General features: G+C 35.6%; 12 protein-coding genes and 1 other annotated feature. All 12 genes read right to left on the reverse strand.

Translation table 11 applies throughout. The features are described from left to right. Positions 1-16: 16 nt before the first annotated feature. Positions 17-218: a binding site (T-box leader), on the reverse strand. Positions 219-238: 20 nt separating this feature from the next. The 12 genes from LAU42_RS06990 to LAU42_RS07045 all read right to left on the reverse strand — a co-directional run bounded on the left by LAU42_RS06990 (position 239) and on the right by LAU42_RS07045 (position 12,475). After that, positions 239-1,315 carry an AbrB family transcriptional regulator gene (locus tag LAU42_RS06990; RefSeq protein WP_338147628.1) on the reverse strand — a complete coding sequence of 359 codons (1,077 nt, stop codon included), beginning with the start codon at positions 1,313-1,315 and terminating at the stop codon, positions 239-241. A gap of 110 nt (positions 1,316-1,425) precedes the next feature. Beyond that, positions 1,426-1,617, reverse strand: a complete 192-nt coding sequence (locus LAU42_RS06995; protein WP_224182911.1) for a hypothetical protein — start codon at positions 1,615-1,617, stop codon at positions 1,426-1,428. Positions 1,618-1,862: 245 nt separating this feature from the next. Continuing rightward, positions 1,863-3,146, reverse strand: a complete 1,284-nt coding sequence (gene hemL, locus LAU42_RS07000) for a glutamate-1-semialdehyde 2,1-aminomutase (RefSeq protein ID WP_224182912.1) — start codon at positions 3,144-3,146, stop codon at positions 1,863-1,865. Beyond that, complete coding sequence (gene hemB, locus LAU42_RS07005; protein WP_224182913.1) at positions 3,146-4,129, reverse strand: porphobilinogen synthase; 984 nt, start codon at positions 4,127-4,129, stop codon at positions 3,146-3,148. The genes hemL and hemB overlap by 1 nt, the downstream gene beginning before the upstream one ends. A 2-nt stretch (positions 4,130-4,131) precedes the next feature. Continuing rightward, the gene (locus LAU42_RS07010; protein WP_224182914.1) at positions 4,132-4,812 is read right to left on the reverse strand and encodes a uroporphyrinogen-III synthase; all 681 of its coding nucleotides are present in this window, start codon (positions 4,810-4,812) and stop codon (positions 4,132-4,134) included. Between the two features lie 15 nt (positions 4,813-4,827). Next, a complete protein-coding gene (hemC, locus tag LAU42_RS07015; protein WP_224182915.1) occupies positions 4,828-5,751 on the reverse strand; it encodes a hydroxymethylbilane synthase in 924 nt (307 codons plus the stop codon). 9 nt (positions 5,752-5,760) lie between these two features. Then, complete coding sequence (ccsA, locus tag LAU42_RS07020) at positions 5,761-6,594, reverse strand: cytochrome c biogenesis protein CcsA (RefSeq protein ID WP_224182916.1); 834 nt, start codon at positions 6,592-6,594, stop codon at positions 5,761-5,763. Positions 6,595-6,602: 8 nt separating this feature from the next. Continuing rightward, complete coding sequence (gene hemA / locus LAU42_RS07025; protein ID WP_224182917.1) at positions 6,603-7,943, reverse strand: glutamyl-tRNA reductase; 1,341 nt, start codon at positions 7,941-7,943, stop codon at positions 6,603-6,605. Between the two features lie 90 nt (positions 7,944-8,033). Then, the gene (gene yihA, locus LAU42_RS07030; RefSeq protein ID WP_224182918.1) at positions 8,034-8,621 is read right to left on the reverse strand and encodes a ribosome biogenesis GTP-binding protein YihA/YsxC; all 588 of its coding nucleotides are present in this window, start codon (positions 8,619-8,621) and stop codon (positions 8,034-8,036) included. A gap of 130 nt (positions 8,622-8,751) precedes the next feature. After that, entirely contained in the window at positions 8,752-10,008 is a 1,257-nt protein-coding gene (clpX, locus tag LAU42_RS07035; protein WP_224182919.1) for an ATP-dependent protease ATP-binding subunit ClpX, read from the reverse strand. A 140-nt stretch (positions 10,009-10,148) separates the two neighbouring features. Beyond that, the gene (tig, locus tag LAU42_RS07040; RefSeq protein ID WP_224182920.1) at positions 10,149-11,432 is read right to left on the reverse strand and encodes a trigger factor; all 1,284 of its coding nucleotides are present in this window, start codon (positions 11,430-11,432) and stop codon (positions 10,149-10,151) included. A 101-nt stretch (positions 11,433-11,533) separates the two neighbouring features. Next, complete coding sequence (locus tag LAU42_RS07045; RefSeq protein ID WP_224182921.1) at positions 11,534-12,475, reverse strand: outer membrane protein assembly factor BamD; 942 nt, start codon at positions 12,473-12,475, stop codon at positions 11,534-11,536. Position 12,476 lies beyond the last annotated feature (1 nt).

Consider the following 12,476-nt stretch of genomic DNA (forward strand, 5'->3'; position numbering starts at 1 on the left):
AAAATCCATCCTATATAAATAGGACGGATTTTCCGTGGTACCACCTAAATTCAGCATTGCTACTGCACTCAAAAGATTAACGCTCTTACACGTATTTACCTACTTTATTCAATAAATAATTATATCGGGCTACCTTCATAAATTAGTACTATGCATTCTCACCAACCATGCACTCGCTTAAAATACACCTTTACTACTCTTCCCATCAATATATGAACTTAAAATTATTGTATTAGATTCATGAAATATTGTCAATTTTTAATCGTGTACTTCTAATATCTCTCGCTTTTAGATACATCGAAATTAATGGTGTAACTATAAGTAAAATGATAAAGATTCTAAAGATATGATAGCTTGAAATCATTGCTACGTTTGCATGTGTTTCAATGCCTACAATAATAATCTGTGCCATGCCTCCTGGTGCTGCACTTAAGAATAAATCATTAAACGATTCATCCATAAATAAATTTAACATTACAACAATGATAAATGTACCTGCAATCAATAATAAATTCTGGATAAGTACACCTATAAATAAATTACGATTAATCTGTGATGATAAGTCATAAATTTGCAGTCCGATACGTATACCAAAAAACATTTGCGCTAAAATAATAAGCGGTGACGGAATTAAGAAATCTAATCCAGTATACAAGTTCCATATCATTAAAACAGCAATCGGCCCCATCATATCAGGAACAGGAAAATGAATCATCTTAAAGAAATATCCCGCGATGATCATTGCAATGACGAGCATGAATACTGTTCCAACATTCAGCACTTCAAACATTGAAGCGGTTTCTACTGCTGTATTACTGGAGTGCCCCGTCGGTAAAAATGAAGAAATAAACGGTACAATCATTACAACAATTAAAATTCTTGATGTTTGTGCTAATGTCACAACGAGTAAGTTAGCGTTTTTATTCTCTTCAGCCATCATAATCATCTGGTTCAGTGCACCAGGTATTGCAGCGAGTAATGCAGTTTCAGTCGTACAGTGTGTAAAACGCTTGAACAGTTGTGCAATTAATATCGCTAATATTATGACTAGGAGGCTCATTAAGAAAATATAAAATATCTCATCATGTATATCAACTACAATTTCTTTCGTAAATGAGGCACCAATTTGTGCACCTAAAATATATAAGCCTACTTCACTTAACCATTTCGGCCATTTGTATTCAATGCGAGTATACTTTCGCAGTAATATACTGGCTATAATCGGCCCAAAAAGCCATGGCAATATCATATGCACGAAAAAAAGTATACATCCAGCGAGTAAACTCGTGATAAACAATATTAAGTAATGCATCATTTCACCATCCTATATCGTCATATACATTATACCATACAGGGGTATAAGACCAACTTAACTGCTCACAAAAAAACCCTATCAATGATATATCATTGATAGGGTTAGTATGTTTATTTGGCTGAAATATCTTGGTTATCTTTTTTTGCTTGTTTTTCTATAATATCTTTTCTTAAACTAAGTGCAATAGGAATGCCTATTAAAAGAGTACCAATTTTAATTATTCTATTATCAAAAAGACCCGAAAAAAGTAACCAAATGCCAATAATACAAATAACAATCAGCAGTGCAATTTTAATCTTCATATATAGCCTCCTAGTTTAATATTTCTAGCACTTTAAACATTATCAATATTTTGTATATATTTCAATTTATTAAATCTGAACATTTAAAATATTACTCCCAATGATTTTTATATGTTAAAATGTAATTTTACAATCACATTCAAAAACTAATTTATATTTAAAAAGAGTGATAGCATTATCTTCAGCCTAACACTCCATTTTCATATACAATTGTTCCCCGATGTTGTTCCTGAAATTCTATTTAATTATTTCACTTTTAAAAGCGCTTTATCAAACGCATCAATCGTCTGTTTAATATCTGCTTCAGTATGTTCTGTTGATAAGAACATTCCTTCAAATTGAGAAGGCGGTAAAAATACGCCATTGTTTGCCATTTCTTTATACATTGCCGCAAATAATTTTAAGTCAGACTTTGAAGCAATTTCGAAGTTTGTCACTTTTTCTTCATTTAAGAAAAAGCCGATCATACTACCAGCACGGTTAATTGAAATCGGTACATTATGCTTAGCGAACACTTCTGTTAATCCCGCTTCAAGCATATCTCCTAAATGATTAAAGTATTCATAACTTTCAGGTGTTAATTGACTTAAAGTATAATAACCACCCGTCATCGCAAGTGGATTTCCACTTAAAGTTCCAGCCTGATATACTGGTCCACTTGGCGCAATATGTTCCATAATATCTTTACGTCCACCAAATGCACCGACCGGTAATCCACCACCAATTACTTTTCCTAAACATGTTAAGTCCGGTGTAACACCGAAGTATCCTTGGGCACAATTATAGCCTACTCGGAAACCTGTCATTACTTCATCGAATATTAATAATGCACCGTATTCCGTTGTAATCTCACGTAATCCTTCTAAAAAGCCTTCAACTGGCGGTACTACTCCCATATTACCTGCTACAGGTTCTACAATGACACCAGCGATATCATCACCAAATTGTTCAAATGCAAGTTTAACAGCATCCAGATCATTGTAATGAACTGTAATCGTGTTCTCTGCTGTTCCTTTAGGCACACCAGGAGAGTCAGGTAAACCTAACGTTGCAACACCACTACCAGCTTTAATCAATAATGAGTCACTATGGCCGTGATAACATCCGATAAATTTTAAAATTTTATTTTTACCAGTAAATCCTCTTGCTAAACGAAGTGCTGCAAGTGTTGCCTCCGTACCACTTGATACCATACGCACCATTTCAATTGAAGGTACACGTTCAATTACAAGTTCCGCCATTTTATTCTCAAGTTCTGTAGGTGCTCCGAAACTTGTACCATTAAGCACTGCTTTATTCAATGCACCAGTAACAGTTTCATTCGCATGACCTAAAATTAACGGTCCCCAGCTTAATACGTAATCAATGTATTCATTTCCATCGATATCGTAAATCTTTGATCCTTTACCACGTTCCATAAAAATCGGATCCATATCCACACTTTTAAATGCACGTACCGGACTGTTTACACCGCCTGGCATTAAATTTACTGCTTCACTGAATGCTTGTTTTGATTTATTATAATTCATTAGTAACCTCCTTCGTCTAAATATTTGCAAATGTCTTTAGCAAAGTATGTAATGATCATATCTGCTCCCGCACGTTTCATAGAGAGCATCTGTTCCATTACGATACGTTCCTCATCAACCCAGCCGTTCATACTTGCTGCTTTCGTCATTGAATATTCACCACTCACATTATACGCAACGATTGGTACATTTGAGTTATTACGTACATCGCGAATAATATCTAAATAAGAAAGCGCCGGCTTAACGATCATCATATCGCATCCTTCTTTTAAGTCACTTTCCAGCTCAAGCATCGCTTCAAGGCGATTTGCAGGGTCCATCTGATAAGTTTTACGATCACCATGACTCGGCGCACTTTCTGCAGCATCGCGGAATGGTCCATAAAATGCAGATGCATATTTGATGCCGTAACTCATTATCGGAATATTGACAAACCCGGCATCGTCAAGACCTTTACGGATTTCTTTTACGAAGCCATCCATCATATTACTTGGTGCGATAATATCCGCGCCCGCTTTCGCCTGTGACACAGCTGTCTGCACGAGTAATGGTAATGTTTCATCATTAATGACATCATGTGTATGATCATCCAGCACTCCACAATGACCGTGGTCTGTATATTCGCATAAGCAAGTATCTGCTAATACGAGCATATCAGGATAAAGTGATTTTACTTTACGTGTCGCTTTCTGAATAATTCCTTCATCATCATATGCACCTGTTCCACAAGCATCTTTATGATTTGGAATACCGAATAAAATGACTGCACGAATGCCAAGTTTATACGCTTCATGCACTTCATCATCCATGATGTTAAGACTCAGTTGATAAATGCCTGGCATTGATGGGATTTCTTTTTTTACATCGTCTTTTTCAACGACGAAAATTGGATATATTAAATCGCGTTTATGTAATGAAGTTTCTCTTACCATATTACGCATATTCACTGAGCTTCTTAATCTTCTATGACGATCAAAATTCATTGTTAATACCTACCTTTGTTTAATTTAGTAATAGTTTCAAACATATGCTGCATCGTTTCTTTTTCGCTAATGATATGTTCAATATTAAAGTGATCTAATGCATTGCTCGTTATTTGACCGATTGCAATTACACGCACACTTTCAGTAATCGTATACCGTCTGAAGTATGCCTGTACTGCAGACGGGCTTAAAAACATAAGCCAATCAACTTTATTATCTAGTATAAATTGATGCACACATTTGACGTTTTCTTCATTAGGTCTTGGTTCATATAACTCTATTCTATCGACAGTTGCAATATTTTTCAAAGTATCATACATATTTGTGCGTGCTTTTTTTGAAATTGGAAGACAAATTGTTTTATGATGAAACAATTCACCCATTTCATCTATAAAATGTTCCTGCTGATAGCGGGTTGGTATAAAATCAACATGTATGTTCAACTTTTGTAGCGCTTGTGCCGTTTTAATACCGATTGCAGCAACTTTATCAAAAGTAACGTTCGGATAATATTTAAAAAACAGTTGTACCGCATTTTTACTCGTAAAAATAAGCCAGTCATATTGCTCACGTATCGTAGATGTCAAAGGCAGCGCACAAATTTCAATCAATGGTTTATGCAATACTGTTAATCCTTCATATTGTTCATTACGACTTCCTGTGTTCAATACAACCGGCTTCATTTAGATCAATCCTTCTTATGCGTCTTGATTTAATGTTTCAATAATGGTCTTCGCACCATTTTGCTCCATCGCCTGAGCGACAAGCGTTCCAACTTCAACAGGGTCAGTTCCTGTTTGAGTTACTTTATATTTTTCTTTACCATCTGTACTCATAATTAGTCCGGTAAACTCGATATTGTCCTGTACAATCGTTGCATGGCCCGCAATCGGAACTTGACAGCTACCATCCATTAACTTTAAAAATGTTCTTTCCGCTTCTGTACAAACTTGTGTCGCTTCACAGTGTACAGATTGTAATAATGCAAGTACTTCTTCATCATCACTGCGACACTCGATGCCGAGCGCGCCTTGCCCGATTGCTGGCAGCATAAGTTCAGGCTCTAAATATTCTGTAACGATTGATTTATCCCAGCCCATTCGATTTAAACCTGCAGCAGCTAATATAATTGCATCATAATCTTCATCACGAAGTTTCTGTAAGCGCGTATCGATGTTACCTCGAATCCACTTAATTTCAAGATGCGGATATTGTGCTAATAACTGTGCGCCTCTTCTTAACGATGATGTTCCGATAATGCTGCCGGGTGCAAGGTCATTTAATGGAATGTGATTTTTTGCGATGTAAGCATCACGTGCATCTTCTCGTGCCGGAATACATCCTAACGTTAAACCTTCAGGTAATACGCTTGGAACATCCTTCAATGAATGAATCGCAAAATCGATTGTTTTATCGTAAAGTGCTTGTTCAATTTCTTTAACAAACAATCCTTTACCGCCAACTTTTGAAAGTTGGACATTCACAATTTGATCGCCTTTAGTGACGATTTCCTTAATTTCAATTTCAAGATCAGGATGCTTTTCCTTTAACTGATCGATAAACTGCTGACTTTGTGTCAGTGCAAGCTTACTTCTTCTAGACCCTACGATAATCTTTCTCATAACTTCCTCCTAATAAAATAACTGATGGAAACCTGAAAATCTCGAAACAACGATATAGTTAATCAGTAAAATTAAAAATAATATGATATTCGTATCCATAAGCTTCGACATGCTTATTTTGTTTACACGATGTACATAAATGTAAATAAAATATCCGACAAGTAAAACGAGCGAACCGATAACTTTCGAATCATACCAGATTGAAACACCTTCAAATGAAAGTCCCCAGTAGATGCCTAAAATTAATGAAATAAGCAGCATCACCGATCCGATAATCGCAAAGATTAATGCGAGTTGGCTCAAACTTGATAAATCACTGATTCTAAAAAAGTTACGATTGAATTTCTTCTTTTTAAGATAATTCATCTGAACGATATATAAAACAGCATGCAACGAAGAAATGAGAAACATCACATAGCTGATAATCGCCAGTGCAACATGAATCCATAAAAGTTCATTCATCATATGTGATACCGTCGTATCTTCATAAAACTCAACCGGATAAAACGTATGTATCATCATAAAAATAAAACCGATTAAGTTCATCATAAAAATAAAAAATTCTGTTTTAATGAAGCGCGATAAAACGATAGAAATTAATATAATCAGCCAAGTATAAAAGTAAAACCCTTCCGTTAGTGTTTCAAACGGCATTCGACCAACGATAATTCTAAACAAAAAGATAGAACATGTTTGCAATATAAAAACAAACCATAATATAAAATAACCAACTTGTTTCATCTTATTTGATTTCTGTACAAAATCAAAGAAATAACAAGCAATACTTATCATATAGATTATAAGTATTGCTTCGTGCATTCTCATTAATAATAATTCATTCATCACATCACCTATTGCTTAGGACTGAAGACAAAACTACTTTCTGATCGATGCACGATCGGTTCATTTTTCTGTACGCTTTCAACTTCATTCGTAATATTGAATATATCCTGGAAGAACTGCAATTCCTTCTCACGATTTTTAGAACCACTAATTTCCTTCGCTTGAGAAATCGGATCTTTTAACATTTGGTTGATGATGCTTTTCATATGTTTAGAAATGACTTTACGCTCTCTGTCCGTTAAATTCGGCATTTTACGGTCAATGCTTTCCATCGTTGTTTCCTGAATGCGCAATGCTTTCTCACGTAATGCCGTAATAACCGGAACGACACCGAGCATATTAATCCATTCAATAAACGCGATGACTTGTTCATCTATCATCGTATAGATGACTTGTGCCGCACGTTCACGTTCTGCTAAATTTGCATCTACTAAACCTTTTAAATCATCTACATCATAATTAAATACTAAATCCAGTTCATTTACTTCAGGGTCAATATCACGTGGTACTGCAATATCAATAAGTACGATTGATTTGTTTTTACGTAGCTGCATAATATCCTGCATCATCGGTTTCGTAATGATAAAATCTTTTGCGCTCGTAGAAGAAATGACAATGTCACTTTCTATTAATGCACATTGCAATTCCTGCATCGACTTCTGACTACCACCATAACGTTCAGCTAATGTCTGTGCCTTTTCAGCTGTTCTGTTGATTACCGTTATATCCGTTGCACCTGTTCCCATTAAATTCTGAAGTGCAAGTTCAGCCATCTCGCCGGCACCGATAATTAAGATCTTTCTGTCTTCTAAGTTGCCTAGTATTTTTTTGCTCAGCTCAACTGCTGCATAACTTACAGAAACTGCTTTAGAAGAAATGTCCGTTTCTGCGTGTGCACGTTTAGCAAGTGTAATTGCATCTTTAAACAGCTTATTAAAGATTGTACCTGTTGTACCTTCACTTTGCGCCAGAAGGAAACTATCTCTTATTTGCCCTAAAATTTGTGTTTCCCCAAGAACAATTGAATCAAGTCCTGTAATCACTTTAAACAGATGATTAATTGCTTCATTCCCCACTTTGACATCTGTAATTGATTTTACAGTTTCGATATCTACATCAAACCATTCTGCTAAAAATGATTTTACATAATATCTGCCTGTATGCACTTGATCCGTAACTGCATAAATTTCAGTACGGTTACATGTCGAAAGGATTACACCTTCTAATATTGATTTTTGATTAATAAGTGCAGACAGAGCCTGCTGAATTGATGATTCACTAAACGCCAGCTTCTCTCTCAAACTGACATCTGCTGTTTTGTGATTAACACTCACAACAACAATATGCATATTAACGCCCCCAATTTTGCCATTGTTTCTATTATAACATCTATGTCCAAATATGCCCGAAATCCAACTTATTTCACAAAAATTTCACAATTATAAATACTTTTCAATGGCATTGAAAATCATCGGATTTTTATCTCTGCTTAATGCTGTATAACTGATTAATGTATCTTCTGGATCCATATCAAGATCCTGTTTAATTACTTTTAAATGTTTCTGAATTTTCCCTTTAGGAATTTTGTCCTCTTTCGTTGCAATTACGATTGTAGGAATGTCGTAATGTTTCAGGAAATCATACATTAGTCGATCATCTTCAGTTGGATTATGACGAATATCAACGAGTTGAATTACGCATGCAAGCGATTCACGTGTCGTAATATACGTTTCAATCATTTTACCCCAGCGTTCGCGCTCGCTTTTGGAAACTTTCGCATAACCATAACCCGGTACATCAACAAACACAAGTTGATTATCAATGTTAAAGAAGTTCAGCGTTTGCGTTTTTCCGGGCTTTGAAGAGATACGTGCCATGCTTTTACGACCGATCATCGTATTGATAAATGAAGATTTACCAACATTCGAACGTCCTGCTAATGCAATTTCCTTTAAACCAGTTTCAGGGTACTGTTCTGGTTTTACAGCACTTATTAATATTTCTACGTTATTTGGATTAATATTCATATTGACTCCCTCTCTTTCACCTCATCTATTATACATGAAATATATTCAAGATGATAAAAAAACCGAACAATGCATCACTCATGCATCATTCGGATATCATTTATAATTCACAGCACTGTGTCATCAAAAACTACGCAGACGTTACAGCGTTGGCTAATAAATTACCTTCTGCATCGTACAGTTCAGGTGATGCGCCATCTTTAATAGATGATTCAGTAATAATCACTTTCGCTACATCATCCCTTGAAGGTACTGTAAACATAACGTCAAGCATACATTCTTCAATAATTGAACGCAGACCACGTGCACCTGTGTTACGCTCAATTGCAAGTTCACTAATCGCTGTTAAAGCTGTTTCAGTAAATTCCAGTTCTACATTATCGATTTCAAGCATTTTCTTATATTGCTTCACGAGTGCATTTTTAGGTTGTGTTAAAATGTTTTTTAGCGCACTAACATCTAACTGTTCTAAATTCGCAACGACTGGAATACGACCGATAAACTCAGGAATTAATCCGTAACTTTGTAAGTCTTCTGGTTTGATTTGTGACAGTAAAGTTTCCTCATCAAAACCTTGCTCCTTAATACCTGTAAAGCCGATCACTTTCTCACCTAAACGACGTTTAATGACTTCATCGATACCATCAAAGGCACCACCTAATATGAATAAAATATTCGTCGTGTCGATTTGAATGAATTCCTGGTTCGGATGCTTTCTTCCACCTTGAGGCGGTACACTTGCAACCGTACCTTCCAGAATCTTAAGGAGCGCCTGCTGCACACCTTCACCACTTACATCACGCGTAATCGATGTATTCTCTGATTTACGGGCAATCTTGTCAATTTCGTCTACATAAATAATACCTTTTTCAGCGCGTTCGATATCAAAATCAGCAGCCTGAATTAATCGTAATAATATGTTCTCAACATCTTCACCAACATAACCCGCTTCTGTAAGACTTGTAGCATCTGCAATTGCAAATGGTACGTTTAATGAACGTGCTAAAGTTTGTGCAAGCAATGTTTTACCGCTTCCGGTAGGACCGATTAATGCGATATTACTTTTTTGGATTTCTACACCATCGTCATCAGTTGATGGGTTAAAAATACGTTTGTAATGATTGTACACTGCAACAGCTAAAGCTTTCTTCGCTTTATCCTGTCCGATAACGTATGCATCAAGAAGTTCCATCATATCGTGAGGTTTCGGAATTTCAGTAATTTCCTCCTGTTCGACAGATTTTAATTCTTCAGCAACGATTTCTGAGCAAAGCTCAATACATTCATTACATATATAAACGCCACTTCCTGCGACTAATTTCTTTACTTGATCCTGATCTTTTCCGCAGAAAGAACATTTTAAGTTTTCATCTTCATTATTATACACTCAAAACACCCCTATTCTTAAAAGAATATACTAAACATTTACAATGATTGCAAATGTTTAAACTGAAATAAAAAACACGGACGAAACTCCTTAACAGCAGGATTCGCCGTGTTTTATTCATCCATATATGTTAATAAAGATTATTTTTCTTTAGATTCTGATACTAAAACATCGATTGCTTTTTGGATACGTAAGTCGTCTTTTAATACTTCTCCGTTACCAAGTGCCGCTTTAATATCTTCAACAGATAAACCGAATTGCTCACTCATTTTTGAAAGCTCAGCATCTACATCAGCATCTGATACTTCAATGTTTTCTGCTTTAGCGATTGCTGCTAACGTTAAGTTTGTTTTAACGCGTGCTTCAGCGTCCGCTTTCATGCTTTCTTTAAGTTGTTCTTCAGTTTGACCTGAGAATTGGTAGTAAAGATCTAAGTTTAAACCTTGTTGTGCAATACGTTGTTCAAATTCCTGCATCATGCGATCTAATTCTGTGTTGATCATCGCTTCAGGAATATCTACTTTAGCATTTTCAACAGCTTGAGCAATTAAGCTTTCTTTCATGTTGTTTTCTGCTTGTAATGCTTTTTGTTCTTGAAGATCTTTTTTGTATTTCTCTTTGTATGCATCAACTGAATCAACTGACTCATCTAATTCTTTTGCCATTTCGTCATCTAACTCAGGCACTTCTTTAGATTTGATTTCGTTGATTTTAACTTTAAATACAGCTTCTTTACCAGCTAATTCTTCAGCATGGTATTCTTCAGGGAACGTAACGTTAACATCTTTTTCGTCGCCAACTTTAGTACCTACTAATTGCTCTTCAAAGCCTGGAATGAATTGACCTGAACCGATTTCAAGGTCATAACCTTCTGCTTTTCCACCTTCGAATGCTTCATCGTTTACGTATCCGTCGAAGTCTAAGTTAACAACGTCGCCTTCAGCAACTTCGCCATCTTCTTTAACGACTAATTCAGCTTTACGTGCTAAATCTGCTTCAATCGCTTTGTTTAAATCTTCTTCAGTTACTTCAGTATCTTCTTTTTCCACTTCAAGACCTTTGTAATCTCCAAGTTCTACTTCAGGTTCAACTGTAACTTTAGCAGTAAAGATTAATTCTTTACCTTTTTCCATTTGCTCGATATCGATTTCTGGGCGATCAACCGGGTTGATTCCAGCTTCTTCAACAGCTGCAGCATATGCATCTGGTAAGATGAAATCTAATGCATCCTGGTATAATGCTTCTGCACCAAAACGTTGTTCGAACATTGGACGTGGCATTTTCCCTTTACGGAAACCTGGTACGTTTACTTGTTTAACAACTTTCTTAAATGCTTTATCTAATCCTGCATTAACTTCTTCAGCTGGTACTGTTACTGTTAATACTCCTTCGTTACCTTCTTGTTTTTCCCATTTAACTGACATGTGTTATTCCTCCACAAATTTCTGATTTTTTTCAACTCTTTCATTATAACATAATACATGATAGCTTCAACAATCTACAACTATTATTTTTTGCAATTGTATTATCTGTTCAATTTTTCGAGTTGTTCTATTTTGGTCATTATATCAACAGTTGGTGAATTACCCAAATCATCTGATTGTTCAAATCCAAATAAATTCAATATAAAGTGCGTATATGCAGCTGCAACTTCCTTCTCACTTGCGTCAAAGTATTCACTTTCAAAAGGATACATTATTAGTTGATGCTGTTTCATCAGCATAGAGACATGCGGTTTTACTGATGGCATTATTTCCTCGATACGCGTCTCAACTTGATGCATTATATTTTGGAATGGTGTTTGTTCAAGCCTTGTCAGATGTGTAATTTTTACTGATTCACTCATATTCAGCTTGTGTACTTTAACGCTACTTTCATTATTTGCCATCATTAAATATTGTAATATAAACGTGATGACGACAGGATGCAACGTACTCGATTCAAGTATATGAATAAATGACACTTGATACGCAAAGTCTTCACTTTGAATGAGCTTAATGATTAATGTACACTGCGCATCTTTATCGTCGCCCTTAAATGTTTGTATAAAATGTCTACTCGCTTTTCTGCGAGTCGAGAGTCCTTCTGATGCTTCATCATAAAAGGGCATTAACGTCATTAAAAGCTTATGATCCACATTTTCCTGTCTTAGCGCATCAATCAGTTCAATAACAGTCTGATACTGTTTATAATGAATTAAACATTCTATGAAGTACGGTACAATCTTATTATATGCAGGGTGTCCCTGGTTAAGTAATATACTCGCTTCCTCTCGTAATTCGAGATAACTTTCAAGCGCATATAAACAATCGAGCTTTAACAACTGATCATCTTCACTGAGTTCAAAATGTTTTTCCAGCGCATTGAATAAATCATATGCATCTTCATAACGTGCTGATTTCATCGCCTGTTTTATTTGACGACGTAAATGATCTTGTAACTTTGGGAAGATAATAATATCTGACATA

Origin of the sequence: Macrococcus armenti, assembly GCF_020097135.1 — a bacterium.
In the GTDB taxonomy this organism is placed as follows: Bacteria; Bacillota; Bacilli; order Staphylococcales; family Staphylococcaceae; genus Macrococcoides; species Macrococcoides armenti.